The sequence below is a fragment of the Miltoncostaea marina genome (assembly GCF_018141525.1).
Lineage (GTDB): Bacteria > Actinomycetota > Thermoleophilia > Miltoncostaeales > Miltoncostaeaceae > Miltoncostaea > Miltoncostaea marina.
Map to the genome: position 1 here is coordinate 2,437,186 of NZ_CP064655.1, position 13,920 is coordinate 2,451,105.

Annotated in this window: 14 protein-coding genes; 5 read left to right on the plus strand and 9 right to left on the minus strand. The window is 76.9% G+C overall.

All coding sequences use genetic code 11. The features are described 5' to 3' along the window. Positions 1–27: 27 nt before the first annotated feature. From ITJ85_RS12375 to ITJ85_RS12385, 3 genes are read right to left on the minus strand one after another with little or no spacing between them, the layout of a single operon-like run. Positions 28–522 (minus strand): hypothetical protein, encoded by a 495-nt coding sequence (locus tag ITJ85_RS12375; RefSeq protein WP_217913413.1) that lies wholly within the window; start codon positions 520–522, stop codon positions 28–30. Next, complete coding sequence (locus ITJ85_RS12380; protein ID WP_217913414.1) at positions 519–917, minus strand: RNA-binding S4 domain-containing protein; 399 nt, start codon at positions 915–917, stop codon at positions 519–521. Before ITJ85_RS12380 ends, ITJ85_RS12375 begins: the two co-directional genes overlap by 4 nt. A gap of 7 nt (positions 918–924) precedes the next feature. After that, a complete protein-coding gene (locus ITJ85_RS12385) occupies positions 925–2,121 on the minus strand; it encodes a citrate synthase (protein ID WP_217913415.1) in 1,197 nt (398 codons plus the stop codon). A gap of 59 nt (positions 2,122–2,180) precedes the next feature. Here ITJ85_RS12385 and ITJ85_RS12390 point away from each other — a divergent pair, with 59 nt between their 5' ends. Continuing rightward, positions 2,181–3,494 carry a hypothetical protein gene (locus tag ITJ85_RS12390; protein ID WP_217913416.1) on the plus strand — a complete coding sequence of 438 codons (1,314 nt, stop codon included), beginning with the start codon at positions 2,181–2,183 and terminating at the stop codon, positions 3,492–3,494. Here ITJ85_RS12390 and ITJ85_RS12395 read toward each other — a convergent pair. After that, positions 3,491–4,465, minus strand: a complete 975-nt coding sequence (locus ITJ85_RS12395) for an NAD-dependent epimerase/dehydratase family protein (RefSeq protein ID WP_217913417.1) — start codon at positions 4,463–4,465, stop codon at positions 3,491–3,493. The two genes, ITJ85_RS12390 and ITJ85_RS12395, sit on opposite strands and share 4 nt — an antisense overlap. Positions 4,466–4,532: 67 nt before the next feature. On the opposite strand from ITJ85_RS12395, the gene ITJ85_RS12400 reads away from it, so the two are divergent. The 3 genes from ITJ85_RS12400 (at position 4,533) to ITJ85_RS12410 (ending at position 6,087) form a co-directional block, all read left to right on the plus strand. Further along, positions 4,533–5,405: a sigma-70 family RNA polymerase sigma factor gene (locus ITJ85_RS12400; RefSeq protein WP_217913418.1), complete on the plus strand. Its 873-nt coding sequence runs from the start codon at positions 4,533–4,535 to the stop codon at positions 5,403–5,405. Between the two features lie 22 nt (positions 5,406–5,427). After that, complete coding sequence (locus tag ITJ85_RS12405; protein ID WP_217913419.1) at positions 5,428–5,775, plus strand: arsenate reductase family protein; 348 nt, start codon at positions 5,428–5,430, stop codon at positions 5,773–5,775. 84 nt (positions 5,776–5,859) lie between these two features. Further along, positions 5,860–6,087 (plus strand): type II toxin-antitoxin system Phd/YefM family antitoxin, encoded by a 228-nt coding sequence (locus ITJ85_RS12410; RefSeq protein WP_217913420.1) that lies wholly within the window; start codon positions 5,860–5,862, stop codon positions 6,085–6,087. A 543-nt stretch (positions 6,088–6,630) separates the two neighbouring features. Here ITJ85_RS12410 and ITJ85_RS12415 read toward each other — a convergent pair. Further along, positions 6,631–7,254, minus strand: a complete 624-nt coding sequence (locus tag ITJ85_RS12415; protein WP_217913421.1) for a hypothetical protein — start codon at positions 7,252–7,254, stop codon at positions 6,631–6,633. Positions 7,255–7,470: 216 nt separating this feature from the next. Here ITJ85_RS12415 and ITJ85_RS12420 point away from each other — a divergent pair, with 216 nt between their 5' ends. Continuing rightward, positions 7,471–8,928 (plus strand): choice-of-anchor L domain-containing protein, encoded by a 1,458-nt coding sequence (locus ITJ85_RS12420; RefSeq protein ID WP_217913422.1) that lies wholly within the window; start codon positions 7,471–7,473, stop codon positions 8,926–8,928. Positions 8,929–9,208: 280 nt separating this feature from the next. Here ITJ85_RS12420 and ITJ85_RS12425 read toward each other — a convergent pair whose 3' ends face one another. The 4 genes from ITJ85_RS12425 to ITJ85_RS12440 form a co-directional block, all read right to left on the minus strand. After that, a complete protein-coding gene (locus ITJ85_RS12425; protein ID WP_217913423.1) occupies positions 9,209–9,637 on the minus strand; it encodes a hypothetical protein in 429 nt (142 codons plus the stop codon). Positions 9,638–9,671: 34 nt separating this feature from the next. Further along, positions 9,672–11,249 (minus strand): glutamine-hydrolyzing GMP synthase, encoded by a 1,578-nt coding sequence (gene guaA, locus ITJ85_RS12430; protein WP_246496259.1) that lies wholly within the window; start codon positions 11,247–11,249, stop codon positions 9,672–9,674. A gap of 42 nt (positions 11,250–11,291) precedes the next feature. Continuing rightward, positions 11,292–12,674, minus strand: coding sequence for an MBL fold metallo-hydrolase (locus ITJ85_RS12435; protein WP_217913424.1), 1,383 nt, complete (start codon positions 12,672–12,674; stop codon positions 11,292–11,294). Between the two features lie 64 nt (positions 12,675–12,738). Beyond that, a complete protein-coding gene (locus ITJ85_RS12440) occupies positions 12,739–13,896 on the minus strand; it encodes a GuaB3 family IMP dehydrogenase-related protein (protein ID WP_217913425.1) in 1,158 nt (385 codons plus the stop codon). Between the last annotated feature and the right edge of the window lie 24 nt (positions 13,897–13,920).

Consider the following 13,920-nt stretch of genomic DNA (forward strand, 5'->3'; position numbering starts at 1 on the left):
TCGCCGGCGGGCGGGGCGGTCCGCCGGTCAGGCGTCGGGCACGCCCGGCGCCGGCCGCGCGGCCCGCAGCAGGACGAGCAGCCGCTCGCCCACAGGGTCGCCGGGGCCCCCGCCGACGTCCGGCAGCGCGCGCCGCAGCAGCCGGCGCACGTGGCGCCGCGCCAGCGCGCCGGCCTGCACGCGGCGCAGCGGCTCCGGCGTGCCGACGTCGGCGTACTTGACCAGCCAGACGAGCAGCGCCGTGGCGCGATCGGGCGCGGCCCCCGACGTGAGCGCCCGGCGCACGTCCGCGGCCGCGGCGTCGCCGATGGCCCGGCGGTCGCCGGCGGGCGGCGCGATCGGGCCCGCCGTCACCCAGTCGTCGGGCGCCGGCCCGCCGGCCAGCACCTCGTCCATCGCCAGCGCGAGGCCGTCGAGCAGGCGGGCGCCGCGCAGGCGCCCGCCTGCCGTGGCGCCGGCGGTGAGGCAGGCCCACCGCTCCGCCACGCCGCCGGGCCGGGGCGCCGCGCCGTCGCCCATCATCGGGCGCGCCGCTGCGCCGCTCGCTGCGCCTCGATGCGGCGGCGGTCGCGCTTGCTCGGCCGGCCCTGCAGGTCGGCGCCGAGCGGCGGGGCCATGCGGCGCAGCTCGCGCTGGCGCTCGCGGCGCTCGCGGCTCTCTGCGGTCTCCTCGTAGAGCAGCGCGGCCGCGGAGGCCGGCCCGCGCTTGTCGGCCAGCCCACGCACGACGACGGCGAAGGTCGCCTCGCCGATCGTCACCTCGAGACGGTCGCCCACGTGCACCTCGCGGGCGGGCTTCACCCGGGCGCCGTCCACGTGGACGCGCCCGCCCTGCACGGCCTCCGTGGCCAGCGTGCGCGTCTTGAAGAAGCGCGCCGCCCAGAGCCACTTGTCGATGCGCACCTTCTCCGCGGTCACGGGCGGATCATCCCACCGGTGCCGGGCCGCGGTAGCGCGAGCGAGGCCGGATGAGGCGCGCGTCGTCGCGGGTCTCCAGCGCGTGGGCGATCCAGCCCGCCGAGCGCCCGAGCGCGAAGAGCGCGAAGGCGGCCCCGGACGGCAGGCCGAGCGCCCGGGCGAGGGCCGCGAGGCCGAAGTCGAGGGTCGGCGCCTCGCCGAGCTGCTCGGCCGCGAGCGCGACGAGCCCCTCCACCGCCGGGTCGGGCGCCGTCGAGCGCCCGCGGGCCAGGCGCAGGAGCTCGGCGGCGCGGGGGTCGCCGCCGGGGTGGAGCGGGTGCCCGAAGCCCGGCAGGCGGCCGTCGCCCTCGAGGGCGCGGCCGGCGGCCGCTGCCGCGCCGTCGTGCGCGGCGGCGCGGACGAGCGCCTCCACCCGGTCGGTGAGGCCGCCGTGGCGCCGCCCGCGCAGCGCGCAGAGGGCCGCGAGGACGACGTGCTCCAGCGCCGCGTCGGCCGACGCCACGCAGCGCGCGGTGAACGAGCTGACGTTGAGGTCGTGGTCGGCGCACAGCACCAGGGCCGCGTCCAGCTCGCCCGCAGCGTCGGCGACCCCCCAGCCGGCCGCCAGGCGCTGCGCCAGGCGGCCGCCGCCGCGGGCGCCGGCCGCCCCGAACAGGCCCTCCACGAGCCGCGCCGCCGCCCGCCACACCACGGCGTCGCCCGCCCCCAGCGTCAGCAGCGCGCCCTCCCCCGCCGCGACCAGGTGCGCGGCGAGCGCGCCGGCCGACGGGGGCCCGGCCGCGGGGGCGTCCCCGGCCGGCGGGCCCGCGCCGTCGCCCGCGGGGGCGAAGAGCGACGCCGCGACGTCGGGGTCGGCGGCCCAGAGCAGCGCGGCGACGCGCTCGAAGGGCTCCGACCGGGAGAGCGCCACCACGTCGCGCCCGCGCAGGAAGACGCGGCCGTCCTGGATGAGGGTGAGCTCCGAGTCGAGCACCGGCAGCCCCCAGTGGAGCGATCCGTGCGCGGCGAGCTCGCGGTCGCGCGCCCGCTCGCGCCGCCCGGCGAACGCGTCGATCGAGGACGCCGGGTAGCGCCGCGCGCGGCTCGGCCCCGGCCCGGGCGCCGACTCGATCAGCCCGCGGCTGACGTAGGCGTAGAGCGTCGCCTTCGAGACCCCCAGGCGGGCGGCCGCCTCGCCGGCGCTCAGGTACTCGTCCGCGGTCATGGGTTGATGATATCGATCAATATTGACGCACGCCACGGGGGGCTCCTACCGTCCCGGCCATGGACACCTCATACGACATCACCGACCCCGCCGCCCCCGAGCTGTTCGCCGACGCGTTCCCCCGGGACGGCTTCCCCCGCTACAGCTGGACGGAGCGGCCCGCCGACATGCCGGCCGCCGCCTGGACCACCGAGACCACCCACCGCGACGGCCAGCAGGGCGGCCTGCCCCTCTCCGTCGAGGACGGCGTGCGGATCTACGACCTGATGTGCGCCTTCACCGGCGACAGCGGGGCGATCCGCCAGGCCGAGTTCTTCGTCTACCGCCCCGCGGACCGGCGGATGCTCGAGGCGGCCCTGGAGCGCCACGGCGGCGGGGCGCCGGTCGAGCCGACCACCTGGATCCGCGCGAGCCGGCGCGACGCCGAGCTGGTCGGCGGCCTCGGCGTCCGCGAGACCGGGATGCTCGCCTCGGCCAGCGACTACCACACCTTCCACAAGTTCCGGCCGGGCGGCCGGCGCCAGGCCGCCGCGACGTACCTCGACGCCGTCCGCGCCGTGCTGGACGCGGGCCTGCGCCCGCGGCTGCACCTGGAGGACGCCACGCGCGCCCCCGAGGAGTTCGTGCTGCCGTTCGCGGCCGCCGTGATGGAGCTGTGCGAGCCGTTCGGCCGCGACCTGCGGCCCAAGTTCCGGGTCTGCGACACGATGGGCCTGGGGCTGCCGTTCGACGACGTCGCCCCGCCGCGCTCCGTGCCGCGCTGGATCCGGCGCCTGCGCGAGCTGGGCGTGGCCGGCGAGGACCTCGAGTTCCACCCGCACAACGACACCCACCTGGTGGTGGCGAACTGCCTGCGGGCGATCCGGGCCGGCTGCGCCGTGATCAACGGCACGCTGCTCGGCACCGGCGAGCGCACCGGCAACGCGCCGCTCGAGGGGGTGCTGCTGCACGCCATCGGCATGGGCCTCGTGCCGGAGCCCGGGCCCGACTTCCGCGTGCTCAACGAGCTGGCCGGGCTCTACGCCGACCTGGGCCGGCCGGTCCCGCCGGCCTACCCGCTGTACGGTCGCGACGCCCACCGCACGCGGGCGGGCATCCACGCGGACGGCCTCAACAAGTTCTGGTGGATGTACGCGCCGTTCGACGTGCCGCGGCTCGTCGGCCGGCCGCTGGAGGTGAGCCTCACCCGCGACTCGGGGCTCGCCGGACTCGTCTTCCTCATCCGCCAGCACACCGGACGCGAGCTCGCCAAGGACGACCCCGAGCTGCTGCGCGTGCACGGCGCGCTGACGGAGCAGTTCGACGCCGGCCGTCAGACGGCCGTCGAGTGGGAGGAGGTCGAGGCGCTCCTGGCGTCACCCGTGGCCTCCTAGCGCGCGGGGGCCGGGGCGGCCGGGCGCGCCTCGCGCGCGACCGCCCCGGCGCCGCCCTGGCCGTAGGCCTCGGCGAAGCCCTCGCGCCAGGTCGGGTGGCGCAGCGTCCATCCCAGCTCGCGCTTGGCCTTCGCGTTCGACGCGCCGCGCACCTGGGTGCTCAGGTTGACGACGAACTCGCCGGCCAGCACCCGGGCCAGCCAGCGCGGCACACGGCGCGGCGGCGGCGCGCCGAGCACCTCGGCGAGCGCCGGCAGCCACTCGCGCACGGGGGCCGGGTCGTCGTCAACGACGTTGTAGACGCCCGGCATGCCGTGCTCGAGCGCCAGCACGGTCGCGGCGGCGCCGTCGTCGAGGTGGATCCACGAGACGATGCCGCCGCCGTCGCCGACGATCGGGAACCAGCGCCGGCGCACGGGCTCCACGAGCCCGTCGTCGCCCGCCCCGTAGAACGTCCCGTAGCGCAGCACGATGCCGCCGGCGCCGAGCACGGACGCCTCGAGGTGGCGCATCGCGGCAGCCGACTCGCGCGCCGGGCGCGGCGGGTCGGTGTCGAGCGGGTCGTCCTCCGTCTTCACCGGCCCGCCCACCCGCGCGTACATCGTGGTGTTGCCCTGGGCCACGAAGCGGCGCACGCCGGCCTCCCGCGCGGCCGCCAGCAGCGCGTCGGTGCCCGCCGTGCGCAGCAGGTTGGTCCGCGCGAACACGCGGTCCACGTTGCGCAGGCTGCGCAGCCCGGTCAGCGCCGTCGCCTGGTGGACGACCGCGTCGGGCTCGGCCGCGAGCACGACCTCGCGCACCGCGCGGGCGTCGAGCGCGTCGAGCTGCGCCGGACGGGCGCCCATCGCGCGCACCCGCTCGGCGCCGCCGGGCGAGTGGTACGTGCCCGTCACCTCGTGGCCGCGGTCGATCAGCTGCCGGACCAGCGGCGCGCCGATGGCGCCGGTGGCCCCGATCACGAGAACCCGCATCCCGCTCCTCCTCGTTCCGTCGTGTGGTCGTTCGGTGGTATGACCCGCGGCGGGAGGTGGATGTGACATGGACGAGCGCGACCGGCTCGCGGGGCGGTTCGAGCAGCGGCGCGGCCGCCTGCGGGCGGTGGCCTACCGCATGCTCGGATCGCTGAACGAGGCCGACGACGCCGTGCAGGAGGCCTGGCTGCGGCTCGACCGTGGCCGCGCGGACGAGATCGAGGACCTCGACGCCTGGCTCACGACGGTGGTCGGCCGGATCTCCCTCAACATGCTGCGGGCCCGCGCGAGCCGGCGGGAGCAGCCGCTCGGCGTACGGATGGCCGACCCCGTCGTGGACCCGGTGGACGGGACCGACCCCGAGCACGAGGCGCTCGTCGCCGGCGCCGTCGGGCTGGCGATGCACGTCGTGCTCGACCAACTGGGCCCGGCCGAGCGCCTCGCCTACGTCCTCCACGACATGTTCGCCGTGCCGTTCGACGACGTCGCGACGGTGCTCGACCGCTCGCCCGACGCGGCCCGCCAGCTCGCGAGCCGGGCGCGCCGGCGGGTGCGCGAGGCCACCCCGGTCGCCGACGCGGACGCGGGCGCCGGCTGGGAGGTGGTCGACGCGTTCATCGCCGCCGCCCGTGAGGGCGACCTGGAGGGGCTCGTGGCCGTCCTCGACCCGGACGTCGTGCTGCGGGCCGACCTCGGGCCGCTCAAGCCCACGCGCATCATGCGCGGCGCGCAGGCGGTCGCGAAGGGCGCGCGGAGCTTCCAGCGCCCCGGCCTCGTCGTGCGCCCGGCGCTCGTCAACGGCGCCCCGGGCGCGGTGTCGACGCTCCACGGCGAGCCGTTCTCGGCGGGCTCGGTGGTCATCCGGGGCGGTCGCATCGTCGCGATCGACCTGCTCGCCGACCCGGAACGCCTGCGGGCGCTCGGCCCGTTCCCCGTCTGAGCGGCGGGGTACGCTCGGCGGCGTGGAGCTCTGGCACCACCCCCGCTGCTCGAAGTCGCGTGCCGCGAAGGGGCTGCTCGAGGAGCGTGGCGTCCCGTTCGCCGAGCGCCGCCACCTGGAGCGGCCGCCCTCGCCGGCCGAGCTCGACGCCGTGCTGCGCGCGCTGGGCCGCGAGCCGTGGGAGCTCGCCCGCCTCGGGGAGCCGGTGGCCCGCGAGCTGGGCCTGCGCGACGCGCCGCGCGACCGCGCGCGGTGGATCGCGCTGATGACGGAGCACCCCGTGCTCATCGAGCGGCCGATCCTCGTCGCCGGCGACGGCCGGGCGGTGCTCGGCCGGCCACCCGAGGCGGTGCTCGCGCTGCTGGGCTGACGGTGGGCAGCGGTCGGCCCGATGCCCGCCGCCGTGTTGGCGAAGTGAACTCGGTACCACGGTCGCGCCATCGCCACCGTGGGGATGCACGAAGCGACGACGAAGCCGTCCCAGCCCGTCGAGCGCGCTGAGGACGGCGAGGAGATCGTGATCGCCCGCCGCGGCGAGCCGGTCGCACGGCTGGTGGCGATCCGGCGCGGCTCCGGGCTCGCGTCGGTCCGAGGCGCCATGCGTGATCGCATCGCCGTCGCAGACGACTTCGACGAGCTCCCGGAGGACATCGCCCGGGCGTCCGGCGCAGGCTGCGACTGATCCTCGACACCACGCGGTGCCGTGGTGGGCGGCCGGCGACGAACGCGTCGGCGACGCCGCTGCGATGTGGATCGCGAGCGGGTCCAACACGGTGCTGCTGGGCGCGGCGGTCGCATGGCAGACCGGCATCGAGCAGGCGCTCGGCCGGTTGACGGCCGACGGCGACGTGGTGGCCCTCCTCGTCGACGCCGGGGCGCAGCCGCTCCGGTGGCCGACTGCCCGCGGCACGCTCCGAGGCCGGCGGACCGCTCAGACGTCGGGCCAGGCCGCGTACAGGACCCGCGCCTGCTGCATGACGAGGTTGATGATCTCGTCGATGCTCATGGCCCCGCCGCCGTGGAGCTCCGCTGCTTCGTCGGGGCCGTGTGGCGCGTCCGGCGCAGGAGCCGCTTCACCGTGCGCCGGATGGCGGCCTGCGCGCTCTCGCGGCCCGTCCGGTCTTCGCGTCGAGCGTGTCTGCGCGAGGGGCAGATCGCCGCCAGCCGCTGATGCGTTCGTCTGTCGCCATGCCGACTGCGTACCGACGGCCCCGCACGGACGCGCTCAGGGCAGCACGCGCACGTGCCCCTCGCCGAGGAAGTCGGCCGTCTGCCGGTTGTCCCAGAGCCGCAGCTCGGCCACCCGCGCGCCGGCGGGCACGACGAACGGGAGCGTCTCCGTGACGGTGCGGCCGCGGCGGATGCCGGTGCAGGTGCGGTTGCCGGGCACGACGTAGACGCGCCGGTGCGGCTCGTACTCGCGGCCGCGCCGGTCCACCAGGCGCGCGCCGCCCCCACCGCAGAACGGGTCGGCGACGGCGCCGGAGTGGTTGCGGAGGTCCACGACGGCCACCAGCAGGCGGCGCCCGGCGGGCGCCCGCAGCGGGGCGGCGAACGGGACCCGGATCGGCGCCGACGCCGCGATCCGGCGCACGGTGAACGTGATGGCCCCGTCGCGCCCCGGCGCGCCGACGCGCCGCGTCACGACCCGGGGGTCGCCGGTCGGCGCCGGGTCCGGCGCGGTCGTCGCCGGGGCGGCGGGGGCCGTCGTCGCAGGGGCGGTGGCGGCGCCGGCGTCCGGTACGGCGGCCTCCTCGCCGCCGCAGCCGGCCGCGGCCAGCGCGGCGATCACCGCGGCCGCGGCGGCGGCCGCCCCCGCGCGGGGACCCCCGCGTGCGCGCCGCTCCATCCACACCCCCCTCGCGTCGTGCTCGTGCTCGTGCGCTCGGCCCCGTGTCCGGGCCGCCCCGGCGGGCGCCGGGGGCACATGTTCCGTCACCGGGCGGGGCCACCGCCACCCGCCGGACGTCGAGATCGTCGGGCGATTCCAGCGGTTTCGCACCGGACCGCCCGTCTACGGCGGGGAGCAGCCGATGCCCGGACGATCCGAGACGAGGTGGAGCGCATGATCGTTCGTCGTCGAACCCGAGGGCTCGCCGCGGCGGCCGCCGCGGCGCTCGCCCTGCCGGCGGCCGCCGCCGCGGCACCCCCGGCGCTGCAGATCACGGACGCCGGGCCCGGCGTCGCCGGCCTCTCGACCGCCGACGGGATCGCCGGGGAACTGCTCGGGCCGGGCGTGGCGCTGGCCGCGCCGGCGACGATCAACGGCAGCGCGGACCCGGCCGCCTACGCCGCCGCGCTGCCGTCGTTCGGCCGCTTCGGGCAGGGCGCCGGCGACGTCGGCATCGAAACGGGCCTCGTGATCGGGGCCAACGCCCGGGCCGGCTCGTTCGCGGCCGCCTCCATCCAGGCCGGCATCGCGGCGGAGCGCGACGACGCCGAGCTGTTCGGCGTCGTCCACGACGCGGGCCTCTGCCAGACGCCGGACCCGGCGCAGTGCATCAACAACGCCACCAGCGTCGAGTTCTCGGTAGTGCCCACGGCGCGCTACCTCAAGTTCGAGTACGCGCTCGCCATCACCGAGGCGGGCACCTTCAACGCCGGCACGGGCGCCTGGAGCGGGGCCGTGCACGGCTACCCCGACGGCTTCGCGCTGTTCGTCGGCGGACGCCGGGTGGCGGACAACTGCGCCGTCGTGCCGCGCACGTCCACCTACGTCACGATGCAGACGGCCGGCATCGTCGCGCAGGCGGCGACCGGCACCAACCGCGCGCTCGCGCAGGCCAACCTCGCGGCCCGCGTGGCCGACACGGCCACCCCGCCGATCACGCCCGCGGGCGTCGCCTACGCGGCGCAGAACGGCCAGTGGGGGGTGCGGTTCCTCACCGTCCCCCTGACCTGCGTCGCCGACGTGGAGGCGGCGCGCCTGGCCGGCACGCCGGCGGACATCAAGATCGTCGTCGCCGACGTCAACGACGGCGCCGTGCCGCCGGCCGTGTTCCTGAAGGGCGGCTCCGTGCGCTTGTCGGCCAACGACACGCCCTCCGACGTCGCCGACCCGGAGCCCGCGCCGCCCGCCCCGGCGCCGGCCGCCCCCGCCGCCCCGGCCCCCGCCCCCGCCCCCGCCCCCGCCCCCGCCGAGGGCGTCGCCACGCCGCTGGCCCCGCCGACCGTGCTGGCGCCGACGCGGCAGGACCCGGCAGAGGGCGCCGGGGTGCGCACGGTGCACCGCGTGCAGCTCGACGGGGTCGGCCGCTACACGTTCCTCTACGTCGACGCCGCGACCGGCGCCCGCATCGTGCAGCGCCCGGGCAGCCGCGTCGGCCGGCGGTGGCTCACGAAGCGCTACAGCGCGCCGGTGCTGGACAACCAGGCCCCCGGCCGGCGGATCGTGCTCGCCGGGCGCTTCGACCGCAGGACCTCTCCGCGCGACGCGAGCCGGGTGCGGCTGCGCATCGTGCTCCGCTCGCCCGACGGGACGCTCTCGGAGGTGCGCATGCAGCCGGACGGCTCGCTGCGCTGAGGTCGCCACCCGGGCCCCGGCGCGAGCCGGGGGCCCCTGCGGGCCCGCGCCGCGGGCGACCATCCCCGCGGTCGCGGCGTCGGCGCTCAGGCGCGGCCCCGCAGCACGGTGAGGAGGCCGATCACCGCGAGCACGATGACGACGATCACCAGGATGGTCCAGAGCATGGTCCCCTCCGCAGGGTCGGCGTGGCGTGCCCGTTCCTGCCCGCGTGCCCGGCGGCGAAACCCGGCGCGTGGGGGGCCGGGGCGACGCGTGCGGCCGCGGGGGGCCGCCGCGCCTAGCGCATGCCGCGGATGAGCTGGCGCGCCAGCGCGTCCTGGGGCATCACGCGCTCCCCGGAGACGAGGAACGCCGCGGTGGCGCCCTGACCGGAGGGGACGAGCCGCACCCGGGCCGTGACCATGTGCGTGCGGCCGGTCGGGTCCGCCACCACGCTCCAGTCGACGTCGAGCTCCTCGCCGCGGCCGGCGGCCCCGCGCTCCATGTCGCCGAGCCCGGGCGCCGCCGCGCGGCGTGCCTGGTCGAGGGCCGCCGACTCCGCCTGGCTGCCGGAGACGATCATTGCGGACAGGGCCCAGCCGCCCAGCACGACCGCCGCGATCGACACGACGACGATCAGCCAGCGCCGGCCCCGCCCCGGGCGCCCGGCATCCGTGGCCGCGGGCGCCCCCTCCGCCGCCCCGTCGCCCCCCTCCGGCCGGCTCACCGGCGGCGGGCCGCCACGGCCCCGCGCCCGCCGATCACTCCCACTCGATCGTCCCCGGCGGCTTGCTCGTGAGGTCGAGGGCCACCCGGTTGACCCCGGGGACCTCGTTGATGATGCGGTTGGAGATGCGCTCGAGCAGGTCGTAGGGCAGGCGCGCCCAGTCGGCGGTCATCGCGTCGTCGCTCGTCACGGCGCGGATCACGATCGGGTAGGCGTAGGTGCGCTCGTCGCCCTGCACGCCGACGCTCTTCACCGCCGGCAGCACGGCGAAGCTCTGCCACAGCTCGCGGTAGAGGCCCGCGCGGCGGATCTCCTCCTGGAGCACGAAGTCGGCCCGGCGGAGGATCTCGAGCCGCTCCGCGGTGACCTCGCCGATGATCCGGATCGCGAGGCCCGGGCCGGGGAACGGCTGGCGCCACACCATGCTCTCGGGCAGACCCAGCTCCTCGCCGACCACCCGCACCTCGTCCTTGAACAGCTGGCGCAGCGGCTCCACGAGCTCCACGACCATGTCCTCGGGCAGGCCGCCCACGTTGTGGTGGCTCTTGATCTTCGCCGCGTCGCGGCTGCCCGACTCGATGACGTCGGAGTAGAGCGTGCCCTGCACGAGGAAGCGGGCGTCGGAGAGCTTCTCCGCCTCGCGCTCGAAGATGCGGATGAACTCGCGCCCGATGGTCTTGCGCTTCTGCTCGGGGTCGGTCACGCCCGCCAGCGCGCGCAGGAAGTGCTCCTGCGCCTGCACGTGCACGAGGGGCACGCCGAAGTGCCGGCCGAACGCGCTCTCCACCTGCTCGCCCTCGTCCAGCCGCAGCAGGCCGTGGTCGACGAAGACGCAGGTGAGCCGGTCTCCGACGGCGCGGTGGACGATGAGCGCGGCGACGGCCGAGTCGACGCCGCCGGACAGGCCGCAGATCACGCGCGAGTCGCCCACCTGCGCGCGCACGCGCTCGACCTGCTCCTCGATGACGTGGGTCGCGGTCCAGGTGGGTGAGCAGTCGCACGCCTCGAACAGGAACCACTTGAGCAGGTCGGTGCCGAACGGCGTGTGCACGACCTCGGGGTGGAACTGCACCCCGTACATGCGCCGCTCGGGGCTCTCCATGGCCGCCACCGGGGCGCCCTCGGTCTCGGCGCTGATGGCGAAGCCGGCCGGCGGCCGGGCGACGCCGTCGCGGTGGCTCATCCAGCAGACCTCGGCCGGCAGGGCGTGGAACATGCCCTCGCGCGAGCGCACGGTGAGCGACGTCTTGCCGAACTCGCCGGCGCCGGTGCGGGCGACCTCGCCGCCGAGCGTCAGCGCCATGGCCTGCATGCCGTAGCAGATGCCGAGCACGGGGACGCCCAGCTCCAGGAAGCGCGGGTTGAGCGCGGGCGCGCCGGGCTCGTAGACCGAAGCCGGCCCGCCCGAGAGCACGAGCCCGGCCGGCCGGAGGGCGGCCACCTCGTCGGGCGAGGCGTCGTGCGGCACCACCGCCGAGAACACCCGGCACTCGCGGATGCGGCGCGCGATGAGCTGGCTGTACTGGGCCCCGAAGTCGATGACCAGCACGCCGCCGGGGGCGGCGGCCGCGAGGGCCGGGTCGAGGGCGGGTGCGTGGACCGACGTCGTCAAGGGCAGGGAGTGTACCGTCGCGGCGCCAGCCGGCGCCGGGCCCTATTCACCGGCTTCGTGGTGACGGCCGTCGCCGGGCACGGGCACCTCGCTCGGCTGCACCACGGCCCGCCGCCCGGCCGCCGCCAGGGCGTCGCGCAGCGACTCCAGGGCGCCGGGCTCGCCGTGCACCAGGCGCACCTCCGCGTCGCCGGACGATCGCACCCAGTCGAGCAGCTCCGTGCGCCCGGCGTGCGCCGAGAGGCCGCCGACCGTCACCGTGCGGGCGCGGACCCGCGTCTCGCGGCCCATGATGCGCACGGTCTCGTGGCCGTCGATCAGGGCGCGGCCCAGGCCGCCCGAGGGCTGGTACCCGACGATCAGCACCGTGGTGTCGGGGCTGCCGGCGTGCGCCCGCAGGTGGTGGAGGATCCGGCCGCCCGAGAGCATCCCCGACCCGGCGATCACGATCGCCGGCCCGCCGGCCTCGGCGATGCGGCGCGACTCCTGCACCGAGCGGGTGTAGCGCAGGTGCTTCGGCTCGAACGGGTTGCGGCCGGTGGCGACCACGAGCCGCAGCTCGTCGGACAGCTCCTCGGGGAAGCGGTCGTAGACCTCGTCCACCTTCGCGGCCAGCGGCGAGTCGACGTAGACCGGCATCGAGGGGATGTCGTGCGAGCGCTCGAGCCCGGCGACGGTGTAGAGCACCTCGTGGGCGCGCTCGAGCGCGAAGGACGGCACCAGGATCATCCCGCCCCGCTCCCAGGCCTCGCGGAGCACGCGGGCGAGCTCCTCGATGGTGTCCTCGTAGGGCCGGTGGTCGCGGTCGCCGTAGGTCGACTCCATCACCACGACGTCCGCCGGCGGGCAGGGGGCCGGGTCGGGGAGGATCTCCTTGCGCGCGTTGCCGATGTCGCCGCTCACGACCAGCCGCCGGCCGGCCGCCTCGATCAGGAAGCTGGCCGACCCGGGGATGTGCCCGGCCCGCCGGGCGGTCACCCGCAGCCCGCCGACCTCGGCGGCGACGTCGTAGGCGAGCGGCTCGAAGCGGGCCAGGGTGCGCCAGACGTCGTCGTCGTCGAACGTCGCCGGGTCGGCCTCGCGGCCGTTGCGCCGGTCGCGCTCGGCGTCCTCGCGCTGGATCTTCGCGGCGTCCAGCAGCAGGTGCTCGCACAGCTCGCGCGTGGCCGGCAGGGCGTGGACCGGCCCCGCGTACCCGCCGCGCAGCAGCAGCGGCAGCCGGCCGGAGTGGTCGAGGTGGGCGTGGGTCACCAGGACGCCGTCGAGCGACGCCGGGTCGAACCCGAGCGGCCCGCGGTTGCGGGCGAAGAGCTCGCGCGAGCCCTGGAAGGCGCCGCAGTCCACGAGCAGGCGGCGGCCGTCCGCCTCCACCAGGTGGCAGGAGCCCGTCACCGTCCCGGCCGCCCCGTAGGAGCGGATGGCCACGTCCACGCGGATCGCGGGCGCCCGCCGCCCCCGCCCCGCGCGCGGGGCGGGAGCGGCCGAGCCCCTACCCCATGCCCACGGACTGGGCCTGCTGGAGCTTCTTGCCCTCGGTCTTGAGCGCCGGCGCCACCATCACCTCGCACTTCTGGAAGCTCTGGATGGACTCGTAGCCGCAGGTGGCCATCGCGCTGCGCAGGCCGCCGACCAGGTTGAGCGTGCCGTCGTTCTCGTGCGCCGGGCCGACGAGGATCTCCTCGAGCGTGCCGATCGTCTCGGTCTTGACCCGGGTGCCGCGCGGCAGCTGCGGGTGGAAGGTCGCCATCCCCCAGTGGTAGCCGCGGCCCGGGGCCTCGGCCGCCTTCGCGAACGGCGAGCCGATCATGCAGGCGTCGGCGCCGCAGGCGATCGCCTTGGCGAGGTCGCCGGCGTAGGCCATGCCGCCGTCGGCGATGACGTTGACGTACTGGCCGGTCTCCATGAGGTGCTGCATGCGCGCGCCGGCCGCGTCCGCGATGGCGGTGGCCTGGGGCACGCCCACGCCGATCACCTGGCGGGTGGTGCAGGCGGCGCCGGGCCCGACGCCCACGAGCACGCCCACGGCGCCGGTGCGCATGAGGTGCAGGGCGGCGTGGTAGGAGGCGCAGCCGCCGACGATGACGGGCACCGGCAGCTCGGCGATGAAGCGCTTCAGGTTGAGCGGCTCGGCGACCGAGGAGACGTGCTCGGCGGAGACGACCGTCCCCTGGATGACCAGGATGTCGAGGCCCGCGTCGAGCACCACGTCGATGTACTCGGTGACCCGCTGCGGGGTGAGCGACCCGGCGGCGAGCACGCCCTGGGCCTTGATCTCGCGGATGCGCTGGGCCATCAGCTCGGGCTTGATGGGCTCGCGGTAGATCTCCTGCAGGCCGCGCGTCGCCTCCTTGGGCGGCATCGCCGCGATGCGCTCCAGCTCGGCGTCGGCCTCCTCGTAGCGGGTCTGGATGCCCTCGAGGTTGAGGACGCCGAGGCCGCCGGTCTTGCCGATGATCCCCGCCGTGCGGGTGTCGACCACGCCGTCCATCGCCGAGGCGAGGATGGGCAGCTCGAGCTCGTGCCCGTCGAGGCGCCAGGTCAGGTCGACGTCCTCCGGGTCACGCGTCCGGCGGCTGGGGACGATGGCGATCTCGTCCAGCCCGTACGCCCGCCGCCCCTTCTTTCCACGCCCGATCTCGATCTCCACTCAGCGCCCTCCGCCCGGTCCGGC

Coding starts and splice junctions, on each gene's coding strand:
- ITJ85_RS12375 (WP_217913413.1), bottom strand. CDS start 522: ATGATGGGCGACGGCGCGGCGCCCCGGCCCGGCGGCGTGGCGGAGCGG.
- ITJ85_RS12385 (WP_217913415.1), bottom strand. CDS start 2,121: ATGACCGCGGACGAGTACCTGAGCGCCGGCGAGGCGGCCGCCCGCCTG.
- ITJ85_RS12390 (WP_217913416.1), top strand. CDS start 2,181: ATGGACACCTCATACGACATCACCGACCCCGCCGCCCCCGAGCTGTTC.
- ITJ85_RS12395 (WP_217913417.1), bottom strand. CDS start 4,465: ATGCGGGTTCTCGTGATCGGGGCCACCGGCGCCATCGGCGCGCCGCTG.
- ITJ85_RS12400 (WP_217913418.1), top strand. CDS start 4,533: ATGGACGAGCGCGACCGGCTCGCGGGGCGGTTCGAGCAGCGGCGCGGC.
- ITJ85_RS12410 (WP_217913420.1), top strand. CDS start 5,860: ATGCACGAAGCGACGACGAAGCCGTCCCAGCCCGTCGAGCGCGCTGAG.
- ITJ85_RS12415 (WP_217913421.1), bottom strand. CDS start 7,254: ATGGAGCGGCGCGCACGCGGGGGTCCCCGCGCGGGGGCGGCCGCCGCC.
- ITJ85_RS12420 (WP_217913422.1), top strand. CDS start 7,471: ATGATCGTTCGTCGTCGAACCCGAGGGCTCGCCGCGGCGGCCGCCGCG.